Annotated in this window: 21 protein-coding genes; 9 read left to right on the top strand and 12 right to left on the bottom strand. The window is 38.6% G+C overall.

The genetic code is table 11. The features are described from left to right. The first annotated feature begins 184 nt into the window (after positions 1 to 184). Genes ASF86_RS07970 through ASF86_RS07955 form a run of 4 tightly spaced genes read left to right on the top strand, consistent with a single transcriptional unit; the run spans position 185 to position 3,887 of the window. Positions 185 to 1,735, top strand: a complete 1,551-nt coding sequence (locus ASF86_RS07970) for a circularly permuted type 2 ATP-grasp protein (protein WP_056481010.1) — start codon at positions 185 to 187, stop codon at positions 1,733 to 1,735. Between the two features lie 22 nt (positions 1,736 to 1,757). Continuing rightward, on the top strand, positions 1,758 to 2,354 hold the full coding sequence (locus tag ASF86_RS07965) for an alpha-E domain-containing protein (protein WP_056481008.1): 597 nt from the start codon (positions 1,758 to 1,760) through the stop codon (positions 2,352 to 2,354). Positions 2,355 to 2,356: 2 nt separating this feature from the next. Continuing rightward, the gene (locus ASF86_RS07960) at positions 2,357 to 3,136 is read left to right on the top strand and encodes a transglutaminase family protein (RefSeq protein ID WP_017392067.1); all 780 of its coding nucleotides are present in this window, start codon (positions 2,357 to 2,359) and stop codon (positions 3,134 to 3,136) included. Positions 3,137 to 3,152: 16 nt separating this feature from the next. Further along, positions 3,153 to 3,887 carry a proteasome-type protease gene (locus ASF86_RS07955; RefSeq protein ID WP_005039584.1) on the top strand — a complete coding sequence of 245 codons (735 nt, stop codon included), beginning with the start codon at positions 3,153 to 3,155 and terminating at the stop codon, positions 3,885 to 3,887. Positions 3,888 to 3,946: 59 nt separating this feature from the next. On the opposite strand, the gene alr is transcribed toward ASF86_RS07955, so the two are convergent. The 12 genes from alr to ppsA all read right to left on the bottom strand — a co-directional run bounded on the left by alr (position 3,947) and on the right by ppsA (position 16,352). Further along, positions 3,947 to 5,017, bottom strand: a complete 1,071-nt coding sequence (gene alr / locus ASF86_RS07950; protein WP_081407579.1) for an alanine racemase — start codon at positions 5,015 to 5,017, stop codon at positions 3,947 to 3,949. Between the two features lie 32 nt (positions 5,018 to 5,049). Further along, positions 5,050 to 6,495, bottom strand: coding sequence for a replicative DNA helicase (dnaB, locus tag ASF86_RS07945; protein ID WP_005039587.1), 1,446 nt, complete (start codon positions 6,493 to 6,495; stop codon positions 5,050 to 5,052). Between the two features lie 198 nt (positions 6,496 to 6,693). Beyond that, a complete protein-coding gene (gene rplI, locus ASF86_RS07940) occupies positions 6,694 to 7,140 on the bottom strand; it encodes a 50S ribosomal protein L9 (protein WP_004700828.1) in 447 nt (148 codons plus the stop codon). 8 nt (positions 7,141 to 7,148) lie between these two features. Next, positions 7,149 to 7,376: a 30S ribosomal protein S18 gene (rpsR, locus tag ASF86_RS07935; protein WP_004791454.1), complete on the bottom strand. Its 228-nt coding sequence runs from the start codon at positions 7,374 to 7,376 to the stop codon at positions 7,149 to 7,151. 11 nt (positions 7,377 to 7,387) lie between these two features. After that, a complete protein-coding gene (gene rpsF / locus ASF86_RS07930; protein ID WP_003652481.1) occupies positions 7,388 to 7,771 on the bottom strand; it encodes a 30S ribosomal protein S6 in 384 nt (127 codons plus the stop codon). 184 nt (positions 7,772 to 7,955) lie between these two features. Beyond that, positions 7,956 to 8,834 carry a heme o synthase gene (cyoE, locus tag ASF86_RS07925; RefSeq protein WP_005039591.1) on the bottom strand — a complete coding sequence of 293 codons (879 nt, stop codon included), beginning with the start codon at positions 8,832 to 8,834 and terminating at the stop codon, positions 7,956 to 7,958. 10 nt (positions 8,835 to 8,844) lie between these two features. Continuing rightward, the gene (locus ASF86_RS07920; protein WP_005039594.1) at positions 8,845 to 9,174 is read right to left on the bottom strand and encodes a cytochrome o ubiquinol oxidase subunit IV; all 330 of its coding nucleotides are present in this window, start codon (positions 9,172 to 9,174) and stop codon (positions 8,845 to 8,847) included. Beyond that, on the bottom strand, positions 9,174 to 9,794 hold the full coding sequence (gene cyoC / locus ASF86_RS07915; RefSeq protein ID WP_004643324.1) for a cytochrome o ubiquinol oxidase subunit III: 621 nt from the start codon (positions 9,792 to 9,794) through the stop codon (positions 9,174 to 9,176). Before cyoC ends, ASF86_RS07920 begins: the two co-directional genes overlap by 1 nt. A gap of 4 nt (positions 9,795 to 9,798) precedes the next feature. Next, positions 9,799 to 11,790: a cytochrome o ubiquinol oxidase subunit I gene (gene cyoB / locus ASF86_RS07910; protein WP_003652474.1), complete on the bottom strand. Its 1,992-nt coding sequence runs from the start codon at positions 11,788 to 11,790 to the stop codon at positions 9,799 to 9,801. A 3-nt stretch (positions 11,791 to 11,793) separates the two neighbouring features. Next, positions 11,794 to 12,828 carry a ubiquinol oxidase subunit II gene (gene cyoA, locus ASF86_RS07905; protein WP_004643323.1) on the bottom strand — a complete coding sequence of 345 codons (1,035 nt, stop codon included), beginning with the start codon at positions 12,826 to 12,828 and terminating at the stop codon, positions 11,794 to 11,796. A 316-nt stretch (positions 12,829 to 13,144) separates the two neighbouring features. After that, on the bottom strand, positions 13,145 to 13,900 hold the full coding sequence (locus ASF86_RS07900; RefSeq protein ID WP_056481004.1) for an RDD family protein: 756 nt from the start codon (positions 13,898 to 13,900) through the stop codon (positions 13,145 to 13,147). A gap of 64 nt (positions 13,901 to 13,964) precedes the next feature. Continuing rightward, positions 13,965 to 16,352 carry a phosphoenolpyruvate synthase gene (ppsA, locus tag ASF86_RS07895; protein ID WP_171252328.1) on the bottom strand — a complete coding sequence of 796 codons (2,388 nt, stop codon included), beginning with the start codon at positions 16,350 to 16,352 and terminating at the stop codon, positions 13,965 to 13,967. A 147-nt stretch (positions 16,353 to 16,499) separates the two neighbouring features. On the opposite strand from ppsA, the gene ASF86_RS07890 reads away from it, so the two are divergent. The 5 genes from ASF86_RS07890 (at position 16,500) to pgaD (ending at position 23,693) form a co-directional block, all read left to right on the top strand. Then, positions 16,500 to 17,336 carry a pyruvate, water dikinase regulatory protein gene (locus ASF86_RS07890; RefSeq protein ID WP_003652470.1) on the top strand — a complete coding sequence of 279 codons (837 nt, stop codon included), beginning with the start codon at positions 16,500 to 16,502 and terminating at the stop codon, positions 17,334 to 17,336. A gap of 387 nt (positions 17,337 to 17,723) precedes the next feature. Continuing rightward, the gene (gene pgaA, locus ASF86_RS07885) at positions 17,724 to 20,165 is read left to right on the top strand and encodes a poly-beta-1,6 N-acetyl-D-glucosamine export porin PgaA (protein WP_056481000.1); all 2,442 of its coding nucleotides are present in this window, start codon (positions 17,724 to 17,726) and stop codon (positions 20,163 to 20,165) included. Then, positions 20,165 to 21,991 (top strand): poly-beta-1,6-N-acetyl-D-glucosamine N-deacetylase PgaB, encoded by a 1,827-nt coding sequence (gene pgaB, locus ASF86_RS07880; RefSeq protein WP_056480998.1) that lies wholly within the window; start codon positions 20,165 to 20,167, stop codon positions 21,989 to 21,991. Before pgaA ends, pgaB begins: the two co-directional genes overlap by 1 nt. After that, positions 21,991 to 23,238, top strand: coding sequence for a poly-beta-1,6-N-acetyl-D-glucosamine synthase (pgaC, locus tag ASF86_RS07875; RefSeq protein WP_005039612.1), 1,248 nt, complete (start codon positions 21,991 to 21,993; stop codon positions 23,236 to 23,238). Before pgaB ends, pgaC begins: the two co-directional genes overlap by 1 nt. After that, on the top strand, positions 23,235 to 23,693 hold the full coding sequence (gene pgaD / locus ASF86_RS07870; RefSeq protein WP_005039615.1) for a poly-beta-1,6-N-acetyl-D-glucosamine biosynthesis protein PgaD: 459 nt from the start codon (positions 23,235 to 23,237) through the stop codon (positions 23,691 to 23,693). Before pgaC ends, pgaD begins: the two co-directional genes overlap by 4 nt. Positions 23,694 to 23,719 lie beyond the last annotated feature (26 nt).

Here is a 23,719-nt window from a genome sequence, read left to right as displayed (position 1 = left end):
TAAAAAATCTTTACACATTTAGCAAGTTTGTCAGATTCGGTTTATAGGTCCTTTTACAATCAATGTTAAGATTTAGAAGAAGAAAGTTATAACAAAGCACCGTAAAAATATTAAAGATATATAAATGGCACTGAAATTGCTTATTTAAAAATGAAATATAGATAAATGATAAGACGAGGTGGTTATGTCAGAACAAGAGCATGAATTACATATAGATAATGATTTTTTTATACAAGAGCAGACAACTACGGCACTCATTAACCCAACCTCTTTTTTAGAACATATTTCCGTACAAACCAACCTATTTGAGCAGCTAAAATCACAGTTTTTTAATGAGATGCTTGATGATGTAACATCAAATGGTGCGGCTTCTAAAAAAATTGAGCAATGGTTGAGTATTCGTACTCTAGATGAATTAAAAGAATTGAATGCTCAAGCGAAGCAACATTTTCTTTATCACGGCATTACTTTTAACGTATATGGTGATAAAGAAGGTGCAGAGCGAACAATTCCTTTTGATTTAATTCCAAGGGTGATTGAAAAAAAACAATGGGAGAAAATAGCTTCGGGCTGTGCGCAGCGTGTTAAAGCATTAAATTACTTTTTAGATGATATTTATCACGGACAACATATTTTAAAAGAACAGCTCATTCCCGAAGAACAAATTATGGGGAATGATGCTTTTCAGCCACATATGCTTAAACATTCTCTGAAAGGTAAAATTTATTCACAAATTAGCGGAATTGATATTATCCGTGATGGCGAGGGAGAATTTTTTGTACTTGAGGATAATTTAAGAACACCTTCTGGTGTCTCTTATATGATCGAAAGCAGAAATATTAGTCAGCAATTGATGCCGGAGCTATGTGCAACCAATAATTTACAGGGAATTGAGCATTATCCAAAACTTTTAAAAGAAATATTGCAGGAAAATTCACCTGCGGACAGGCCTTTTATTGTGGTGTTAACACCTGGTCGCTTTAACAGTGCTTATTATGAGCATGCTTTTTTAGCCCGAGAAATGGATGTGCCATTGGTTACAAATCGGGATTTATTTGTAGAAAGTGACCAAGTTTTTGTTAAAACCATTCGTGGACGTCAAAAAGTAGATGTAATTTATCGCCGTCTAGATGATGATTTTCTAGATCCTTTGGCATTTCGACCAGATAGTGCTCTTGGAGTAGCAGGTCTGATGTCTGCCTATTTGCAAAAAAATGTTGTAATTGCGAATGCACCTGGGACAGGGGTGGCTGATGATAAATCTATTTATCCTTATGTTGATCAAATGATTCAATATTATTTGGGTGAAACGCCAATTCTAAAAAATGTACCTACTTACCAATGCCGTAAAGAAGAACATTTAGATTATGTTCTTTCTAATCTTGAGCAATTGGTGGTTAAAGAAGCACAGGGTTCAGGGGGCTATGGCATGTTAATTGGCCCTAAGGCAAGCTCGTGTGAGATTGATGACTTTAGAAAAAAATTGATTGCTACACCCCACATGTATATTGCGCAGCCTACATTGGCTTTATCCGTTGCTCCTACGCTAACAACTGGCGGGGTGGCTGAACGACATATCGATTTACGTCCATTTGTATTAAGTTCACCTTATCGGACAGAGATAGTGCCAGGGGGCTTAACACGTGTAGCTATGCAGGCCGGATCCTTAGTCGTAAATTCTTCACAAGGCGGTGGCATAAAAGATACATGGGTGGTTGAAACATTACATTCCTAATTGTGGGTTAAAGAGGAACTTTATGGTTTTACTCAATTCGAGTGCGCATCAAATATATTGGTTAGGCCGTTATTTAATGCGAGTTAAATTTGCGGTCTATCATTTACCTTTTACAGAAGATGAGAAAGCTACACAATTTGCAGCAGCATTTGGTCTGGATATAGAAAATGCTGAATTACTAAATCACTATATGTTAGACAAGAAGCAAACATTTTCATTACTGAACCAGTTCGTTGTTGCTAAAGATAATATTCAGGAGTTAAGAGGCGTATTGTCATCAAATGCTTATGCAGAATTAAACAATGCTCTCAAGATGATTCAAGCTCAACCTGACGCTGTAAGAAAGGTTGTTGGACAATGTACTCAGATAATTGAGGCAGAGCATGACGATGTTTGTTTGTTTTTTCATCTTGGTCAAAAAGTAGAACAATTTGATATAGAACTGCGTTTTGGTCAGGAGTTAACGTCTCTTATTTCTGAACTTGATGTTTTAGTACGAAGACTTGGCAATTTAGATTGGAAAAAAGTAGATCAGCATTGGCAAGTTCTCAGGCAACAACCCACTTGGGATGCTTATTATACTTTTACGCAGCAGTTGGAATATATGTTTGAGGTCTGATTATGAAATTGATGGTTAATCATCAAACGCATTATAGCTATACTGAAACTGCTCGAAATAGCGTTCAGTATATTAAAATGATGCCTCAAACATCACCCCATCAACATGTTATGAATTGGGCGATTAGTGTACCGGGTGAAAAAACGATAAAAAGGGATATATTTAATAATGTATGGATGACGGCCAGTCAGCGTTATGAATATCAGCATCTTACATTTATGGCACAAGGTATCATTGAACTTCAAAATAGGGAGCTGGGTTGCGTAGATTTATCTACACCGATAAATTTATTTTTGCAAATTACAGGAGCTACACGATGTGATCCAGAAATGTTGGACTTTGCCAAAAAAATTGTAACTGTTAAAGACCGACAGCATATTGCATTATTAAGTGAACACATTTTACAACAAATACTCTACCAACCTGATAGTACATCGGTTCAGACGACTGCGACAGAAGCATTTCATGCTGGACAAGGTGTATGTCAGGATCATGCACATGTTTTAATTGCGATGTGTCGTGCGCTACAATTACCAGCACGTTATGTCTCTGGTTATCTATTTAATCAAAATTATCCCCACCTTGCCAGTCACGCTTGGGCGGAAGTATTTTTAGAAAATCAGTGGTATTGTTTTGATGTAAGCAATCAGTTGTTTACGCCTAAACATCATATCTATCTTGCAGTTGGTCGTGATTATCTCGATGTTGCACCTATTCGTGGTGTAAGAGAGCAAGGTGGAGTGGAAAACATGATGTCTGTGGTTCAAGTGTTGGCATGTTGAATGTAAAGAGAATGAAATGACCTATTGTTGTGCGCTTAGATTGGAACAAGGTTTAGTGTTTATTAGTGACACGAGAACTAATGCAGGAGTTGATCATATTTCTGTGTTCCGAAAATTGCATACTTTCGGCGTTACTGGAGAGCGTTTCATGGCTTTACAAACAGCAGGTAATTTAGCGACGACACAAGCTGTTATAGGTCATTTGCAAAATGCTCTCACTTTGCAGCAAGAACCTAACTTATATAGTGTCAATACGATGTTTGAGGCGGCTGAACTGATTGGTAAAACCTTAAAAAGTGTTTTAGAGGATATTAGTTCAGACACTCAAGAACAAATGAATTATGCGTGTAGTATTTTAATAGGTGGGCAAATTAAAGGCGGTGAAATGCAGCTTTATAATGTCTATCCGCAAGGTAATTTTATTTGTGCAACTACGGATACACCCTATTTTCAAATAGGAGAAAGCAAATACGGAAAACCTATTTTGGATCGTGCCCTATATTATGCGATGCCACTAGATGATGCATTACGTTGTAGCCTGATTTCTTTTGATTCAACTTTGCGCTCAAATGTTTCTGTTGGCTTGCCGCTTGATGCATTGGTTTACAATAAAGATAGTTTCATTATTCCGGTGGGTAAGCGAATTACCGAAGATGATCCGTATTTTTCACAAATTAGTAAACAATGGTCCGATACTTTACGCCGTGGTTTGCAAGAATTGCCAAAACCGACTGATGATTACTGGCGATAAAATTTTTAAAAGCTGATAAAAAAATCCAAGCATGCTTGGATTTTTTTATATTTTATTATTTAACTGCTTTTACGAATAGGGCGATTACTTAAGCGACAGAGTAATTCATATCCTATTGTTCCGTTTGCATCGGCGACATCATCAACCAGACGGTGTGCTCCCCAAAGTTCGACTTGAGAACCTAATTTAACTTGAATAGCTGTAACGTCAATTGCAAGCATATCCATGCTGACTCTGCCGACTACAGGACATAATTGCCCATTAATCGCTACATAATTTTGTTTAATATAAGCTCTCGGGTATCCGTCACCATAGCCAATAGAAACTATTGCAATATCCATTTTTTGTTGCGCACAGAAGGTTGAACCATAACCTACATGTTCTCCAGCTTGAATATGATTCAATGCAATCACTTCTGCTATAAAGGACATGACTGGTTTTAGGTCAAGATCATGTACTGTTTTATCTGCAAAAGGCGAAGCGCCGTAAAGCATAATGCCCGGGCGAACATAGTCAAAATGTAATTCTGGCCATTTATAAATAGCAGCAGAATTACAGCAAGATGCTAAAACAGGATCACAAGCTTGCTTAACCTGTAAAAATTGTTGTTTTTGTTGCTCATTGAGTGGATGGTCCACATCTGCATTTGCGAAATGCGTCGCTAGTACACAGGTAAAGCCTTCAGATTTTAAAGTTTTAATGACTTCAATAATTTCAGGAACTTTAAATCCTAAACGGTTCATGCCGCTATTAAGCTTAACCCAGACTTTTAAGCCTTGAGCGATGTATTCTTGCTTATGTTTAATTAACCATTCAAACTGCTGTTGATGGTGAATCACACATTCAAATTTTTGCTTAATTGCAATAGGCATTTCATCTTCAGAAAATGCCCCTTCAATTAAAGTAACAGGTTGTTGAAATCCAAGTTCGCGAATTTCTAAACCTTCTTGTAGGTAGGCGACACCAAAGGCATCTGAGGCATTTAAGGCTGCTAAACAGTCTTTGATTCCATGTCCGTAAGCATTAGCTTTCACCATACTTACAATTTTTGAATTTGCTGCGAGTTGTTTGACACGGTTTAAATTATATTGAAGCGCATGGCGATCAATATAAACTGTTGCTTGGCGCACCCTCATTTACTCCTTTGGGCTAGAGATAGAGTTTATTCTTCATCATCATATTGGCTGTAATACTCAGGAGAGAGATTACTAAATCGAGTATATTGACCTTCAAAGGCAAGACGAACTGAACCAATTGGGCCGTTACGCTGTTTACCAATAATAATCTCTGCGGTACCAGCTTCTTTCGACTCTTTGTTATAAACCTCATCACGGTAAATAAACATAATCAAGTCGGCATCCTGCTCAATCGCACCAGATTCACGTAAGTCTGACATTACTGGGCGTTTATTTGGTCGGTTTTCCAGACTTCGGTTAAGCTGGGAAAGTGCGATAACAGGGCAGTGCATTTCTTTTGCTAAGGCTTTCAAGCTACGTGAAATTTCTGAAATCTCACCCACACGGTTATCACCCATGCCAGGAACTTTCATGAGCTGTAAATAATCGACCATGATACAGCCGATTTTACCATCATGCATTTTGGCAATGCGTCGAGCACGGGCACGAAGTTCCGTTGGAGGTAGGGCAGATGAGTCATCAATATACAAATGCATTTGTTGAAGCTGCAAAATTGTACCAGTAACTTTGGTCCATTCATCAGCATCTAAGTTCCCCGAACGTAAATGCCCTTGGTGAACTTTACCCATTGCAGAAATAAGACGCATCGCAATTGAGTCTGCTGGCATCTCCATTGAGAATACCAGAGCGGGTAGCTTGTTATATTGTAGAACACTTTCAACCAAATTCATGGCGAAAGTGGTTTTACCCATAGATGGACGTGCAGCAACAATAATTAAGTCACCAGCTTGCATACCAGATGTTTTATTATCCAGTTCTAAGAAACCTGTGGTTAAACCTGTAATATTGCCATCTAGTTTTGAGAGTTCATCAAGTTTACTAATGACATCGGCGGTGACAGAGCTAATAGATTTAGGGCCTGCATCTTTTTTATTGTTATTGTGTTGTTCTGCTAGAGAGAAAATACTGGTTTCTGCTAGATCTAGAATCTCACTAACACCTCGACCTTTTGTGTCATAAGCATTTTGTAAAATTTCAGTACTGACTTTAATCATACTACGAAGCGTAGAGAACTCTTTAATTTTGGTGGCATAAGTTTCCAAGTTGTAGAAACTTGATGGTGAATCAGCCATAAGCTGCATTAAATATTCTTCGCCGCCAATGGCATCAAGTAAATTTTGTTTTAAAAGCCAATCGCTAACTAAGACCGCATCATAAGGTGAATTTTCTTGTGCGAGTTTTTCGATTGCACGGTAAATATATTTATGGCGAGTCGCATAGAAATCATTTTCTTTTAACATATCACTAACTTGCTCGAAAGATTCGGCAACTGTCATTAGTGCAGCAAGTACAGCTTGCTCAATGGCTAAATTGTGTGGGGGAGTGCGAAACTCTTTAAGTTGACCTGATTCACTCGTCTTATTTTCTGTTGGAGATGAACGGGTTAAAGAACTGGCATTCGCCTGAGACATAATTAGACCTGATGATAAAGAAAGGTGTACGCAAATAGCCTGTGAGGCCGAGAACTATCTTAAAACAAAATTAAATAAACTACCTAATTAAAAAACCAATTAAACTAAAGAACTGATCAGGAATTAATATATCTTATTTTAAAAATAGAGCACATAAAAAAAGAGCATGCAAAAGCATGCTCTTTTTTTGATGAGAAATTACTCAGATACGATAGTAACGAGAACTTCTGCAACAACATCATGATGCAATTGGATTGCGATGTTGAATTCACCAGTGTGACGAAGCGCGCCATTCGGTAAACGAACTTCTGCACGGTCAACTGTAAGACCAGCATTCGTTAAAGCGTCAGCGATGTCACGAGTACCGATAGAACCGAAGAGTTTACCTTCGTCACCAGCTTTAGCAGTGATAACGATGTTAACTTCATTCAATTGTTCAGCACGTGCTTGAGCAGCAGCTAAAATTTCAGCTTCTTGCTTCTCAAGTTCAGCGCGACGAGCTTCGAAAGCAGCAGTGTTAGCTTCAGTAGCTGCAACTGCTTTACCTTGAGGGATAAGGAAGTTACGACCGTAACCAGCTTTAACTGATACTTTATCGCCTAATTTACCAAGGTTTTTAATGCGTTGTAATAAGATAACGTCCACAGATCACCTCACTTATGGTTGTCAGTGTACGGAATCAAAGACAAATAGCGAGCTTGTTTGATAGCAAGTGCTAATTGACGTTGATAACGAGCTTTAGTACCAGTGATACGGCTAGGAACAATCTTGCCGTTTTCAGTGATGTACTGTTTTAAAGTGTCGATATCTTTGTAGTCGATGTACACAACATTCTCAGCTGTAAAGCGGCAGAACTTGCGACGACGGTAAAAACGTGCCATTGATGTTCTCCTTATTCAGCTTCGTGAGTAACTTGCTGTGCTTCTTCGCGTTGAGCTTTACGCGCACGCTTTTCTTCAGCACTTTTAGCAAGCAATGACTCTTCAGTGATTGCGTGTTCACGACGGATGATAAGGTTACGAATGATCGCGTCGTTATAACGGAATAATTCTTCTAGCTCATCAAGCGTAGTTTGACCACATTCAACATTCATAAGAATGTAGTGTGCTTTGTGAATTTTGTTAATTGGGTAAGCCAATTGACGACGGCCCCAATCTTCTAAACGGTGAATTTGACCTTCAGCTTCTTTGATCTGAGAGATATAGCGTTCAACCATACCTACAACTTGATCGCTTTGATCTGGGTGTACTAAAAGTACGATTTCGTAATGACGCATTGTCAGCTCCTTACGGTTTAAACAGCCCCTAATAAATAAAAAATTAGAAGCAAGGAGTCATAACTTAATAAGTTATGTCGCAAAATTTGCGAAGGCTGAATTATAGGTAAAAATTCGACTAAAAACAAATTTTTTGATGAGAAAAGTAAAATTTCTTTACTATAAGGAGGAAATCCTCCCTTATTTAAAAGAGAGGAAGATTTGGAGCAGGGGATTGATAGGTAAAGCTAAAGCTCAAACTTAACAAGGTAATTAATATGACCGAGTAAAGGAAAAAACGTTTAGCCCAAAGTTGGTCATTTTCAGCTTTAAATCCAATAATTGATAAATATAACCAATATGCTGTTAATGCATTAAAGGTTACTAGGAAAAATATATTGGTATAGCCAAAACAATATAAACCATTCAATACGGCTGCAAACAACAGAATATAAATGACACACTCTACTTTCGTGCGATAAATAGAACGTGCAACTGGCAGAATGGGGATTCCCGCATTTTTGTAATCGTCAAAACGATAAATAGCAATTGCCCATGAATGTGGCATTTGCCATAGCGCATAAGCCAAAAACAAAAGTAAGGCGGCTACATCAAAATGATGAGTTACTGCTGTATAACCAATAACAGGAGGACTCGCTCCGGAAATACTACCAATTACGGTTTGATGGATTGAGGTACGTTTTGTCCACAAACTATAAAAACCGACATAGACAATAAAACCAATTATTGCAAACAAGAAAGCGTAAGCATTTACACCGAACCACAAAATACTAAAACCGATAAATCCCAGAACAAATGCATATATAAGTGCAACAGTAGGAGAGATGGTTTTTTTGACCAATGCACGGTTTTGCGTGCGCTGCATTTTGATATCGATATCTTGGTCTATAACATTATTTACAACACAACCAGAAGCAACAACTAAAGTTGTTCCAAGTAAGGTGAGTAGTAATAATAAGATGTCTATAGAGCCTTGGGCGGCTAAGAAAAAGCCGCCCAAGGTGGTAATGAAATTACCGAAGAGAATTCCTGGTTTAGTCAGGAATAGATATTTTTTCAACATGACAATCAGTTTAGATCATCATATTGTAGTGAAGGTAATTCATAATCCACACAGAACCGATTAAAAGTACAGCGATACATAAGATTGTGTAGATGAATGCAATCATATTCCAGCGTTGTTCAGATGATGTATTCATGTGTAGGAAGTACACAAGCTGTACAAGAACCTGAGCAACAGCAGTGATTGCAATTACTGTAACTAAGATGCCACGACTGAAACCACCAGCCATCACCATCCCGAACGGGATGATGGTGAGGATAACAGAAAGGATAAATCCAACAGTGTATTGCTTAAAGTTACCGTGTGACGCACCTGCAGCATTATGGTCATGACTACTCATTAGAGAACTCCCAGTAAGTAAACGACGCTGAATACACAGATCCAAACGATGTCAAGGAAGTGCCAGAACAAGCTTAAGCAAGCTAGACGACGTGTATTCGGTAATGTCAAACCTTTAGTTTTGATTTGATACATCAAGACCAACATCCACACTAAACCAGAAGTTACGTGGATACCGTGTGTACCAACCAAAGTAAAGAACGATGATAAGAATGCACTGTGAGTTGGACCATGACCTTCATGTACAAGGTGATGGAACTCATAAAGTTCCATTCCAATGAACGTTGCACCAAAAAGGAATGTAATAAATAACCAAGTGATGACTTGATTTACATTCTTTTTATAAGATGCAAGTACAGCAAAACCGAAAGTTACCGATGAAATCAATAAGGCAAATGTTTCAGTTAACACGTAGCCTAATGAGTCATGGAACAGGTCATATGCACTTGGAGTTCCTGGTGGAATATGACTGCTTAATACAGCGAACGCAATGAAGAGTGATCCGAAAAGAATCAAGTCACTCATCAAGTATGTCCAGAAACCAAAGACCGTTAAGTCGGTATCATCATGTTCATGATGACCATCGTGGCCGTGGTTGTCGTGATGAAGTACTTCAGCCATTTCCTTAGTCCTTCTTCAAGTGTTTTTCAAGTAAAGCATAGCGTTCGTTTTCAATACGCTCAACTTCAGCAGCCGGAACATAGTAATCAACATTCTTAGTGAATGAGCTTACGATCAAGCTAACAACAGCTGAAACGAATGAAACAACAACAAGCCACCAAATATGCCAAATGAGTGCAAAGCCAAGGATCGTAATGAACATTGCAATGACAAAACCAGCAGCACGATCAGTCGGCATGTGGATGTCTTCATATTTAGTGTTACGTGCGTATGCTACACCATTTTCTTTGTCAGTCCAGAAACGGTCAATACCGCTTGCATCTGGTTCATGCGCAAAGTTATAGAACGGAGCAGGGGAAGAAGTCGCCCATTCAAGCGTACGTGCATCCCATGGATCGCCTGTAAGGTCCATGTTGTCTTTGCGTTGTAAGAAACCAACAATGATTTGCATTAAGAAACATGCAATACCAATCGCAACGAGAACAGCACCAAATAATGCAATTGCAAGGTAAGGATCCCATTCAGGGTTGTCATATGTATTCAAACGACGAGTCATACCCATGAAACCAAGGATATAAAGTGGCATGAATGCAAAATAGAAACCGAAGAACCAGAACCAGAACGCAGCTTTACCCCATGCTTCATTGAGCTTCCAACCAAACATTTTTGGCCAGTAGTAAATGATGCCGGCAAACATACCAAACACCACACCACCGATAATTACGTTATGGAAGTGAGCGATCAAGAATAATGAGTTGTGTACAAGGAAGTCCGCAGGTGGAACAGCCATAAGTACACCAGTTAAACCACCGATACCAAATGTTATAAGGAAGCCAAGCGTCCACAACATTGGAGTAGTAAAGGTGATGCGACCTTTATACATGGTGAATAACCAAGAGAAGATTTTCACACCAGTAGGAATCGCAATAACCATGGTCATGATACCGAAGAACGCGTTAACGTTCGCACCAGCACCCATGGTAAAGAAGTGGTGAAGCCATACAACGAACGCAAGAACAGTAATCGCGATAGTTGCATACACCATAGACTTGTAACCGAACAACGCTTTACGAGAGAAGGTTGCAACGATTTCTGAGTATAGACCAAATGCTGGTAATACTAAGATATATACTTCAGGGTGACCCCATGTCCAGATCAAGTTCACATAAAGCATTGGGCTACCGCCAAGCTCATTTGTGAAGAAATGGAAGCCGAAGTAACGGTCTAGAGTTAACATTGCAAGTGTACCTGTTAATACAGGGAACGATGCAATAATTAATACAGCCGTACAAAGTGAAGTCCACGTAAAAATAGGCATATCCATCAATTTCATGCCAGGTGCACGCATTTTGATGATGGTAACGAAGAAGTTAACACCAGATAAAAGCGTACCTAGACCAGAAACCTGAAGTGCCCAGATATAGTAGTCAACACCTACACCAGGAGAATATTGAATGCCAGACAGAGGAGGGTAAGCCATCCAACCAGTCGCAGCAAACTCACCTAATACAAGTGAAAGCATCATCAAACCAGCAGCACCAGCGAATAACCAGAAGCTTAAAGAGTTTAATAATGGGAATGCAACGTCACGAGCACCAATCTGTAAAGGTACCGAGATGTTCATCATACCAACAACGAGACCCATTGCTACGAAGAAGATCATGATTACACCGTGTGCGGTGAAGATCTGGTCGTAATGGTCTGGATGTAGATAACCTTCGCCGCCGCCTTTAGCGAGGAAAAGTTGTAGACGCATCATAATTGCATCGGCGAAACCACGCAAAAGCATGACCACAGATACAAGAATGTACATGATACCAATTTTTTTATGGTCTACCGTAATAAACCACTCATTCCACAAATATCCCCATTTTTTGAAATAGGTGATACCGCCAAGCACAACAATTGCACCAAGTGCCATAAGGACCATGGTGACAAGCACAATTGGCTCTGTCGGGATAGAGTCCCAACCCAGTTTACCAAAAATCATATCCATGTCTTATTCCCCTTGAGCAGCGTGTTCAGCTGTTGCATGCGCAGCAGAGTGGTCAACACCATGATAGTTACTCATATAATGGTTGATAATTGTTTCAAACAATTTTGGTTCAACTGAAGAGTAATAAGTCACAGGGTGTGGCTTAGTCGGGAACGGTTTCATAGCTTCAGCTTTAGCAAGCGCTTCTTCGTCACCAGCAGCTTTAGCACGATTGACTAAATGCTCGATTTGGTGCTTAGAACGATCGCCATCACGTAAGGTTGCTAATTCAGCTTGGTCAAGCGTAGTTTTTTGAACTGCTTCTGGATTAATAGTAGAACCATTACCAGCTTTTACAGCTGCTACCCATTCGTTGAATTGTTGCTCTGTAACACTATGCGCCTTGAAACGCATTTGAGAGAAACCATAACCTGAGTAGTTAGAAGAGAAACCACGATATACGCCAGTTTCATTTGCTAACAAATGAAGGTGAGTTTGCATACCTGCCATTGCATAAATCTGGCCGCCTAACTGTGGAATGAAGAATGAGTTCATTGTAAAGTTAGAGGTGATCTTAAAGCTTAACGGAGTTTTTTCAGGGAAACGTACTTCGTTAACTGTTGCAATGTTTTGTTCAGGATAAATGAAGATCCACTTAAACTGTTCAGCAACAACTTGAATAGTTAAAGGAGCTTTATCTGATTCTAAAGGACGGTATGGGTCATACTTGTGGGAACCCCACCAAGTTAACCAAGCTAAAATACCAATAATAATGACAGGGATACCCCATACTACAACTTCAATTGTAGTTGAGTGTGCCCATGTAGGTTTATAGTCTGCATCTTTATTTGACGCGCGATATTTCCAACCAAACCATAATGCCATGATGATTGAAGGAATCACCACAAGTAACATTAAATAGATCGCAGTCATCATAAGGTCACTTTGACCTTGACCAACTGGACCTTTAGAGTTTAGAAGTACCATATCACCACCACACCCAGTCAAAAGTGCGGCAAGCGTTGATAAAGACAATACAGCTAAAATCGTTTGTCTCATTTTACAACCTCGGTGAAGAGTCCCATTCCCTAATTAAATATGGGATAGCGATTAAAGTGTCGCATGATTGAGAACGCTAATCCTTAAATTTAGACTTCTCAATTATATGACACCGCTACGTTGTAGGGCATTATGCCTCATATCGACAAACTAAGCTATACATAAAGTAGCCTGAAATAATTGTTTTAAAACCCGATTTTTTTTGTAGGGTATCTAATCTCTATAGAGCTTTTATTTAAATATCAACTCTCTATAGAAAAAAGGAGGCGGGGTGCCTCCTTTTTTTTTAGACCTTAAATGAATGAGTCATTCGCTATCATTTGATCACTTTTGTTCTTGCAATTTTGTCATGTAGCGCTTGTCGCTTTTGCCCTAATGCAAAAGCATAGTCAATAATTGTACTAATAGGCATAAACAGCAAGTTGAGTATGATGAAAACAATGCTTCTTAATAAGAAGATGCGAGTTAAATTAACTTTACCATTGCTCTCAGCATCTACGATTTTAATTCCAACAATTTTCTTACCTATACTTTGCCCATATTTTGTTAAAAGAAAGGCTTGAATTGCAAGCATGATTACGACGTAAACAAGCATAGAATGCCAAGCTTCAATAGGAATTAAAGTAAAAAGTTGATGTTGTAGCTCTGCTGCTTTAGTTGAAGCAACTTCAGTTGATTGCATTTGTTTTTGCAACTCAAATAATTGCTTATACTGGGATTCATTAAAGAAAAAAGAAGGAATCGCAGCTATTGGTAACCAAAGCAATAAATCAATAATTTTTGCCAAAGCTCGAGATGGAATAGAGGCAAGTTCGTGAATTTTAGGCTCTACACGAATTTGACGAATCGTTTCATTAGGTGAGCTGTTTGTGTTTATGACAGGTGCAGAATAACCGATAGGTTGATATACAAGTTTACCTTGGGTTAATTCTCCTAAAGCTTTCCATTCTGTCATGCCTTCATGCCAAGCTAAATCAGTTAACAAAATCTGTTGGCTAGCCAACATTTGATTTACTTGCTCTAAGGTGTAAGGCCCAGCTTGTTGATTATTACGTGCCAAGTAAATTTGCATAAATAAAAATTCTCTGTTCTAAAGATGAAAAAAGACCCACGGATGGGCCTTTTTTTATAACATATTAGATTTGTTTGATTTTTTCTTCAGCAAGGAAGAACCATGTATCTAAAACTGAGTCTGGGTTAAGAGAAACAGACTCAATACCTTGTTCCATTAACCACTTTGCAAGATCGGGATGATCTGAAGGACCTTGACCACAGATACCTACATATTTACCCGCTTTACGGCAGGCATGGATTGCCATTGAAAGAAGTGCTTTAACTGCTGCATCACGCTCATCGAACAGGTGTGAAACAATACCTGAGTCACGGTCAAGACCTAGTGTTAACTGAGTTAAATCATTCGAACCGATAGAGAAACCATCGAAGTGCTCTAGGAATTGTTCAGCTAATAGAGCATTAGTTGGTAATTCACACATCATGATTACTTTTAACCCGTTCTCACCGCGTCTTAAACCATTTTGTGCTAGTAACTCAATAACGCGTTTTGCTTCAGATACAGTACGTACAAAAGGAATCATGATTTGAATATTGGTTAGACCCATTTCATCACGAGCTTTCTTAAGTGCACGGCATTCTAATTCGAAACAGTCACGGAAGTTATCAGACACATAACGGCTTGCACCACGGAAACCGAGCATTGGGTTTTCTTCTTCAGGCTCGTATAATTTACCGCCAATCAAGTTTGCATATTCATTTGATTTGAAGTCAGACATACGAACAATAACTGGCTTGTCACCAAATGCAGCAGCAAGAGTCGCAATACCTTCAACCAATTTTTCAACATAGAAATCTACAGGTGAAGCATAACCAGCAGTACGAGTCAGAACTGCAGCACGAGTTTCACGAGGTAGGCTATCAATGTTGAGTAGCGCTTTAGGATGCACGCCGATCATACGGTTAATAATGAACTCAAGACGAGCAAGACCAATACCTTCATTTGGAATTTGAGCAAAGTCAAACGCGCGGTCTGGGTTACCTACGTTCATCATAATTTTGAACGAAAGTTTAGGCATAGATTCAATTGAGTTACGTTGAACTTCGAAATCTAAAGCGCCTTCGTAAATGAAGCCAGTGTCACCTTCAGCACAAGAAACAGTTACTTCTTGACCATCAGTCAATACTTCTGTTGCGTTACCACAGCCTACAATAGCGGGTACACCAAGTTCACGTGCAATAATTGCCGCGTGACATGTACGACCACCACGGTTAGTAATAATTGCCGCGGCACGTTTCATTACCGGTTCCCAATCAGGGTCGGTCATATCTGATACAAGAACGTCGCCTTCTTGAACTTTGTCCATTTCTTTAATTGAGCTAATGATGCGGACTTTACCAGAACCAATACGTTGACCAATTGAACGACCTTCACAAAGAACAGTACCTCTTTGTTTAAGAAGATAGCGCTCCATTGTGCCTACATTTTGACGGCTTTTTACCGTTTCAGGACGAGCTTGAACAATATAAATTTGACCATCATCGCCATCTTTCGCCCATTCGATATCCATTGGCGCACCGTAGTGCTGCTCAATAATAAGCGCTTGTTTAGCTAGCTCTTGTAACTCATGATCATTTAAAGCAAATTGTTGGCGCTCTTGTTTCTCAACATCAACAACTACAACAGATTTACCAGTAGAACCTTCTTCACCATAAATCATTTTCTGGTGTTTTGAACCAAGGTTACGGCGTAAAACTGAATGTCTACCTGCATTTAATAGTGGTTTAGATAAGTAAAATTCATCTGGGTTAACTGCACCCTGTACAACCATTTCACCTAAACCATAAGATGCTGTGATAAACACAACTTCGCGGAAACCAGACTCGGTATCAAGTGTAAACATTACACCCGCAGCGCCAGTTTCAGAGCGAACCATACGCTGAACGCCTGCAGAAAGTGCAACGACATCATGGTCAAAACCTTGATGTACACGGTAAGAAATTGCACGGTCATTATATAAAGAAGCAAATACTTCTTTAATCGCAATAAGAACGTTATCAATACCGCGAATATTCAAGAAAGTTTCTTGCTGACCTGCGAATGAAGCATCTGGTAAATCTTCAGCAGTTGCAGATGAACGAACGGCAACCGCGATTTCTGGGTTGCCGTTAGAAAGTGTTGTAAAAGCGGCGCGAATTTCTTGTTCTAGGCTTGCAGTGAGTGGAGTCTCTACAATCCATTGACGAATTTTAGCACCTGTTTCTGCAAGAGCATTTACGTCATCAACATTGAGTTGAGCAAGTTCTGCTTGAATTCGAGCGTTAAGACCGCTTTGATCTAAGAACTCACGATAGGCATCAGCAGTAGTTGCAAAACCGCCTGGTACCGATACACCAGCATTTGCTAAATGACTGATCATTTCACCCAAAGATGAGTTTTTCCCACCTACGAGTTCGACATCGTGTTTCCCTAATTTTTCTAGACCGATTACGCGCGCTTCCAAAGTTTTCACTCCACTTTTGCAGTATTAATGTCTATCTTGGCATGAAATTATAAAAATAAAGTGCTTAGTTGAGAATTATACTAAGCGACAGTCATGTAAGATCAGTTTACTATAAAGATTATATAGTACTAAGACAAATGTTTAAGGAGAATTTTAATGTCAGAAAGTAAACAATTTAAGCGAAGCGTTTTTTTTATTTCTGATGGAACTGCGATAACTGCAGAGACTCTTGGACATTCGTTATTAGCACAATTTCCCAATGTAGATTTTGATATTCATATCATGCCGTATATTGCAACCGAAGAGGCTGCAATGGAGATTGTAGTCGAGATTAATCGATGTCAAACCAAAGATGGTTGTCTGCCTTTAGTATTTGATACTTTAGTTGATCCGCATGTGCGAGAAATCATTAATACTGCTAAAGCAGTTAATCTTGATGTATTTGAAGGTTTAATCAGTAAATTAGAACAAGAACTAGGTACGCCACCCACCACATTGGTTGGACAGACACATGCCGTGACTGATTCTGAGTCTTATAAAGCCCGTATTGATGCTGTTCATTTTGCGCTTGATAATGATGATGGAGCGCGTACTCGCCATTATGATAAAGCTGATTTAATCTTAATTGGAGTTTCTCGTTCGGGGAAAACGCCGACCTCTATTTACTTATCGCTTCAATTCGGTATTCGTGTTGCAAACTATCCATTAACAGAAGAAGATTTGGATGATAACCGTTTACCAGCAGTATTAAGACCACATCGTAATAAATTGTTTGGTTTAATGATTGATGCTGAGCGATTAGTTGCGATTCGTAGTGAGCGTAAAGCTAACAGTCGTTATGCAAGTTTTAGTCAATGCCAAATGGAACTTAGAGCAATTGAAGGAATCTATATTTCAGAAGGGATTAAATATTTAAACGTGACTGAAATGTCGATTGAAGAAATTTCAACGCGTGTTTTGCAGATGACAGGATTAAAACGTCGTATTGGTTAATTTAATCAACTGCTTATTTTAACCATTCGATTTATGTATATTAATTTATAAATAAATTGAGTGGTTTTTTAAAATATAAATACAATAAAAATAAAAGTTTTAAATATAAAACCAAACATTATTAAATGTTTTTTATTGGTTATAAACCTGTACTTCTTTTGCAACTCATTTGTAAATTTAAATAATACTATTGAAAAGAAGTGTATGTATTTTATTGTGCTGAAAAATGGTAATTGTTTAATTTTGCTAAATATTTTAAAAAAACAATCAAAAAAAATCCATAATTCAAAAGTGTTAACTAGATCACACTATTTTGCTGTTGTGTGATTATTTATTTATTTTTAATTATACTTTCCCACCTCGATATGGGACTATCCGATTATCAAAATGCTAAAAAAATGTGTTTTTTCATTGGTATACATCTTGCCTCTCAATTTATATGCTGCTCAAGTGGATGAATTGAGAGAGCAAGCTATTCACACTTATAAAACTGGACAAACTCACCAAGCAATATTTCAACTGGATCAATTGCTAAAAACTTATCCGCATGACCAAAAATTGCTAGCTGATTATTTAGTTGTAATGTCAAATGAAAAAAATGATCTAGTAACTTTTTCTCAGCATTTAGCAAATATTAATCCGGTTAATTTTCCACAATATGGACAGTTACCTTTAATACGTAATTTTCGTGATTTTAAACACTTTAAAAATGCGATTGATTGGTCGAATAAATTTAATATTCAAAAAACACTTGATGGGCAGATTTTGTTAGCAGTTTTATATGCTGAAGCTCAGGATGTTGTAAAAGCCAAAGCACAGTTAGCAAAAATTAATAGTAAAAATTTGAAAACTGATCAACTTGTGCAAATAGCTTATGCTTATCGTCTTATCAATTTACCTGTAGATGCTTTATCTACAATTGAGCAAGCATATAAGCAGCAGCCCAAGTCTTTTGCAGTTTTACAAGAATACAGTTACGACCTAGCGGCTGTAGGAGCTTATAACAAGGCTCAGCAGTTATTGCTTGGCAGCGATAAAAATGCAGAAATAGAATCGTTGCAACACTGGCTACAAGTCAGTGAGTTTTCTCAACGTGTAAATAACGCAATAGCTCGGTATAAATATTTAAATCGAGAAGGCATGTCCGATAGTGAAGGCTTTGCTGAACTTGATGCTGTGTTGAAGCAAGGCGAGCAAATGCAGCCTTTGATTCAACCGTCAGACCCTAATTATTTAAGATTCCATTATGACTATATATATGCGTTAGATTTCCGTGGAAGTGCTCGTACGGTCCTGGATCAATTTACTAAATTAAATGTACCTTTAGAAAAACTACCTGCCTATATTCGTCATGCAATAGCTGATAGTTATTTAGCTGAAAGACAGCCACAGCAAGCTGAACTTGCTTTTAAAACCTTGCTTACTGAAAAAAACTATCCAGATATGACGGTATATACTGGACTGTACTATTCATATATTGAACAAGAAAAATATAAACAAGCTGAACAATTTTTGAGTGAGGTTGATCGACTTGTTCCGATGTATAAATATAGTCAGGCAAAAGGGGTAGACAAAACAAGTCATCCCGACCGTGATGACTATATTACTTTACAGGGTATGCACTTAGCTTATGCAAATCATCTTGATCAAGCAGAAAAGCATTTTCAAAAACAAGTAGATCTTGCACCTGCCAATGAAGGTTTAATTAATAATCTGGCTCGTGTTGAGCGTTGGAGAGATAAACCTCTACAGTCCAAGCAAACTATTTCTCGTTTAAATGGTTTAACTCCGGTTGCCAAAGATACTCGAATTAACCAGATGCAAAATGCTCAGGCTTTAGGAGATATTCCAGAATGGCGTAAAAATACTGAAAGTCTTTTGGAATATTACCCTGAAGATGGTGGAGTAATTAAAAGTCGAAAAGAGTTAGATGACCGCAATAGACCGACAATTTCTCACTCAACAACTTGGGGGCAAAGTAAGGCAGATAGTAGTAGCGATTCTGTAAGTGGTCAGAATGGTTTAAAAGACCGCGAAATGGAAACTCGTCTTAATAGTCCATGGATCAAAGATAATTATCGTTTATTCGCTTGGCATCAAGATCGTTACGGAGAATACCGTTTTGGCGATGTGCATGACCAACGTTATGGTGTTGGGGCTGAGTGGCAAGCAAATCGTAAGGCATTGTCAGCAATTTTGTCGCAAAGTACAGATGGTGGACAAGCAGGTGTTCGCCTTGATTGGTCTCAATGGTTAAATGACCATTGGCAGTATCAATTGCAATATGACAGTCAGGCTAATATTCCATTACAAGCAATTGATGCTGGTGAAGATGGACAAGCTTACCGTGCTGCTTTGACATGGCAAAAAGATGAGTCACGTCAGATTGGGGCGAGTTATGGCCTAACTGATATTAGTGATGGTAATAAACAACAAGAATTTTCGACTTTTTGGCGCGAACGATTATTTGATGCGCCGCACCATATTACCTACGGGACCGTTCGTGGATTTTATGGCAGCAATAGCCAAGATCAGACTGCCTACTTTAGCCCAAGCAATCACTACAGTGCTGAGTTAAATTTAAGTCATGACTGGGTAACTTGGCGAGAATATGAGCGTTCATTTAAGCAGCATTTTGAAGCTGGAGTGGGCCTCTATAAACAAGCAGATTACTCGGCTAGACCAACATACTCTCTGCAATATCAGCATCAATGGCAGCTCTCACGGACTTGGCAACTTAATTATGGAATTGGTTGGCAGTATCACCCATACGATGGTCATGATGAACAGCATACCTACGGTATTTTCGGATTTGAAGGGCGTTTTTAATGAATAATATGATGTCAAAAATGTTGAGCTGTGTGTTTGCTTCAACATTATTACCCGTACAATTTTCTCATGCCCGCATTGAAACTGAACTACCAAAAAATCATACGGTTTCTTTAACTTTTCATGATGTGCGAGATGATGTCTTAAAGGAAGGTGACCGAGATGTTTATGCGATTCAGACCAATAATCTGGCACAGTTTTTAGATTGGCTGAGTCAATCTGACTGGAAGCCGATTCGTTTAAAAGACATTGAGGAAGCTCGTAAGCAAGGTAAAGAATTGCCTCATAATTCTATTCTACTTACTTTTGATGATGGGGCTTTGAGTAGTTATAGCCGAGTATTTCCATTACTTAAGCAATATCAGATTCCGGCAGTTTTTGCTCTTCCGACCAGCTGGATGAATGGCAATACTCAGGCCGGTTATGAAGCCTATGGTCAGGGTAACTTGGTGAACTGGGCTCAAGTTCGTGAAATGCAAGCCTCTGGGTTAGCCGAATTTGCAAGTCATAGTGACGATTTACATCATGGCATATTGGCCAATCCTCAAGGCAATGAGCAACCTGCTGCGACTTCGTATGCATATTTAAAATCGCAAGCACGTTATGAAACGGATGCAGAATATCAACAACGTATTTTGCAAGATTTGAAAAAATCCTATGCAGCTTTGAAAAAAGAAGTCGGCGTTAATCCTAAAGCAATTATCTGGCCTTATGGCGCCGTGAATGAGCAACTGGAAAAACTAGCGCAGCAGGCAGGCTTTGAGTTTTCTTTCAGTTTGGGTCGTGATGGTATGAATCGGGTGAGTGATTCAACTTTTAAACGAAGCTTGGTTATAAATAACCCTACAGCTGAACAGCTCACTGAAGGCATGTTAAATATTTTAAATTTTGAAGAGTCAGATTTATTTAAACAGCCTCGTCACTTTGTGAGTATGGATTTAAAGCAGTTAGCAGCGCCACAATACACCCAAACAGATGAAAAATTAGGGCAGTTGTTATCAAAACTGTATAGCTTAAAAAATAATGCCTTAATCTTAAAACCTTTGGAAGATAAAGATGGAGATGGGCAATATGATGTTGCTTATTTCCCTACAGATAAAATGTCTGTTCAACAAGATATTTTAAACCGTAGTTTATGGCAGGCTCAAACTCGTGCGGGTCAAGCGGTAATATTAGAGTTACCTGCTTATCCTCAAAAAGATAAGCCATTTTTAGCAGTAGATTTGGCAAAAGATATTGCACGCTTAAATAGTAATTTAAGTGGTATTCAGCTTAATGCGGGCACATCTTTAAATTGCGAAATGCAAGCCGTAACCGCTCAAGAGAATAGTTGTATTGAACAATCAAAACATCTTGCTCAACTCAGCCAACTTACCAAAAAAGCTGTAAAGCCTTATTTAAATATGAGTAACCAAGGGCAGTTTATTTTATTGCTTACTCCTGATTTAGATCATGCAGAAAATCTACCAGCACTTTTAAAAACACTTTTATCGCAACATGATTTGGTCAATTTGAAGTTCGACATGATTGGCAAGAAAAAGCAATTTAATCAGGTGTTAGCACTATTAAATACGCTTAATGAAAAAGATAAGCAAAGAATTATGCTGACTTTAGTGTTGCCAGAAAATGCTTCAAAGACCAATTGGGAAGAAGTACAGCAAGGGCTCTTTTCGATTCAGCGAACAGGAATCCAGAAGTTCGGGATTGATGGCTATAGTTTTGAAAAATCAAAAGATGTACATCAGTATTTATATAATCCACTTAGTTTGAATTATAGCCCTGTCATGTATCAGCCTTTTGCTGGATTAGTAGAGGGGAAAAAGTAATGAGAGTATTACTCGATATTCTATTTGCTTTTGCCTTTTTATATCCTTTACTCATGGCTTGGACATGGATGGTAGGAGGGCTTTGGTTCTTTTTTAAAAGGGAATACCGGGAACAAACGCTTCCCGAACCAACCAGCGAAGGGTGCAGTATCATTATTCCGTGTTTTAACGAAGAAGCTCAGGTACGACAAACCATTCGTTATGCACTGCAAACTAAATATCCTAATTTTGAAGTGATTGCAGTCAATGATGGAAGTAGTGATAGAACAGCTGAAATCCTTGATGAATTGTCAGCGCAAGATTCACGACTTCGTGTGGTGCACTTAGCAGAAAATCAGGGTAAGGCTGTAGCTTTAAGATCGGGAGTACTGGTCAGTAAATACGAATATCTTGTTTGTATTGATGGGGATGCATTGTTACATCCGCATGCTGTACTTTGGTTAATGCAACCATTTATTAACTTCCCGAGAATTGGTGCTGTAACGGGTAATCCACGAATTTTAAACCGATCAAGTATTTTAGGAAAATTACAGGTTGGCGAATTTTCTTCGATTATTGGTTTAATTAAACGTGCGCAGCGTACATATGGTCGTATTTTTACAGTGTCTGGTGTGATTGCAGCATTCCGTAAAACAGCGCTCGTTCGAGTCGGGTTTTGGTCAGATGATAAAATTACTGAAGATATTGATATTTCATGGAAGCTACAGCTGGACCATTGGGATATTCAGTATATTCCACAAGCGCTTTGCTATATCTATATGCCCGAAACATTTAAAGGTCTATGGAAACAGCGCCTTCGCTGGGCACAAGGTGGGGTAGAGGTTCTTTTAGAATATATTCCACAAATGTTCAAATTACGCGTACGTCGTATGTGGCCAGTCATGATTGAGGCGCTAGTCAGTATTATCTGGTCTTATGTGATGATTATGATATTCACATTATTTTTTGTTGGATTGTTTGTTGAGTTACCTCTGCAATGGCAGATCAAAACGCTTATGCCACAGTGGTATGGTGTAATATTAGGCGGTACATGTTTGATACAGTTTTTGGTTAGCTTGTGGATTGATCAGCGCTATGACCGTGGCCGCTTCTTTAGAAACTATTTCTGGGTAATCTGGTACCCGTTATTTTTCTGGCTGCTTACTTTATTTACTAGTGTTGTGGCGGTACCAAAGACTTTATTTAATACTAAAAAACGTGCCCGTTGGGTGAGCCCAGACCGCGGCTTCCGTGGAGATAACCCATGAAACCTGAGGAAAACAAGGATATAGAGACTTTAGATATCCCCGAATATATTGATCAACCTGAATATGTCAAAAATAAAACAGCAAACTATACGTTACAAACCATTGGGTGGATTTGTTTGATGTGGTTGCTTTTCCCATTGGTTTCACTGTTTTTATGGGTTTTTGAAGGGCACCTAATTTATGATTATGTTTGGGTCGATCATTTATCAGAAGTTAAGACCTTACTTCATTTAGCATTACTCATTGGAATTAGCGCGCTTATTTTAATTTTGTGGGCGAGTTATAACTGGATTAGGTTCAGTGGTGAAGACCGTCGGACTAAAGCACCGAATAGTTCTGTTGAACTGCTAGCTGCCCAATTTTCGGTTAGTCCCGAGATCTTGAGTGAATTGCAAAAGAAACAACGCATTATTTTGCATTACGATGATCATGGTAATTTGCAAAAATATGAGTAAATGAAAAAAAGCATGGCCTAAAGCCA

It is taken from the genome of Acinetobacter sp. Leaf130 (genome assembly GCF_001423205.1).
GTDB classification, from domain to species: domain Bacteria; phylum Pseudomonadota; class Gammaproteobacteria; order Pseudomonadales; family Moraxellaceae; genus Acinetobacter; species Acinetobacter calcoaceticus.
This window is presented reverse-complemented; position numbering and strand designations above follow the sequence as displayed.

What these genes read in the sequence shown, in the direction of transcription:
- pgaC (WP_005039612.1), top strand. Translation starts at nt 21,991, where the DNA reads ATGAGAGTATTACTCGATATTCTATTTGCTTTTGCCTTTTTATATCCT.
- rpsR (WP_004791454.1), bottom strand. Translation starts at nt 7,376, where the DNA reads ATGGCACGTTTTTACCGTCGTCGCAAGTTCTGCCGCTTTACAGCTGAG.
- pgaA (WP_056481000.1), top strand. Translation starts at nt 17,724, where the DNA reads ATGCTAAAAAAATGTGTTTTTTCATTGGTATACATCTTGCCTCTCAAT.
- rpsF (WP_003652481.1), bottom strand. Translation starts at nt 7,771, where the DNA reads ATGCGTCATTACGAAATCGTACTTTTAGTACACCCAGATCAAAGCGAT.
- ASF86_RS07960 (WP_017392067.1), top strand. Translation starts at nt 2,357, where the DNA reads ATGAAATTGATGGTTAATCATCAAACGCATTATAGCTATACTGAAACT.
- ASF86_RS07890 (WP_003652470.1), top strand. Translation starts at nt 16,500, where the DNA reads ATGTCAGAAAGTAAACAATTTAAGCGAAGCGTTTTTTTTATTTCTGAT.
- ASF86_RS07970 (WP_056481010.1), top strand. Translation starts at nt 185, where the DNA reads ATGTCAGAACAAGAGCATGAATTACATATAGATAATGATTTTTTTATA.
- cyoC (WP_004643324.1), bottom strand. Translation starts at nt 9,794, where the DNA reads ATGGCTGAAGTACTTCATCACGACAACCACGGCCACGATGGTCATCAT.
- ASF86_RS07900 (WP_056481004.1), bottom strand. Translation starts at nt 13,900, where the DNA reads ATGCAAATTTACTTGGCACGTAATAATCAACAAGCTGGGCCTTACACC.
- cyoE (WP_005039591.1), bottom strand. Translation starts at nt 8,834, where the DNA reads ATGTTGAAAAAATATCTATTCCTGACTAAACCAGGAATTCTCTTCGGT.
- pgaD (WP_005039615.1), top strand. Translation starts at nt 23,235, where the DNA reads ATGAAACCTGAGGAAAACAAGGATATAGAGACTTTAGATATCCCCGAA.
- cyoA (WP_004643323.1), bottom strand. Translation starts at nt 12,828, where the DNA reads ATGAGACAAACGATTTTAGCTGTATTGTCTTTATCAACGCTTGCCGCA.
- ASF86_RS07920 (WP_005039594.1), bottom strand. Translation starts at nt 9,174, where the DNA reads ATGAGTAGTCATGACCATAATGCTGCAGGTGCGTCACACGGTAACTTT.
- cyoB (WP_003652474.1), bottom strand. Translation starts at nt 11,790, where the DNA reads ATGGATATGATTTTTGGTAAACTGGGTTGGGACTCTATCCCGACAGAG.
- dnaB (WP_005039587.1), bottom strand. Translation starts at nt 6,495, where the DNA reads ATGTCTCAGGCGAATGCCAGTTCTTTAACCCGTTCATCTCCAACAGAA.
- ASF86_RS07955 (WP_005039584.1), top strand. Translation starts at nt 3,153, where the DNA reads ATGACCTATTGTTGTGCGCTTAGATTGGAACAAGGTTTAGTGTTTATT.
- pgaB (WP_056480998.1), top strand. Translation starts at nt 20,165, where the DNA reads ATGAATAATATGATGTCAAAAATGTTGAGCTGTGTGTTTGCTTCAACA.
- ASF86_RS07965 (WP_056481008.1), top strand. Translation starts at nt 1,758, where the DNA reads ATGGTTTTACTCAATTCGAGTGCGCATCAAATATATTGGTTAGGCCGT.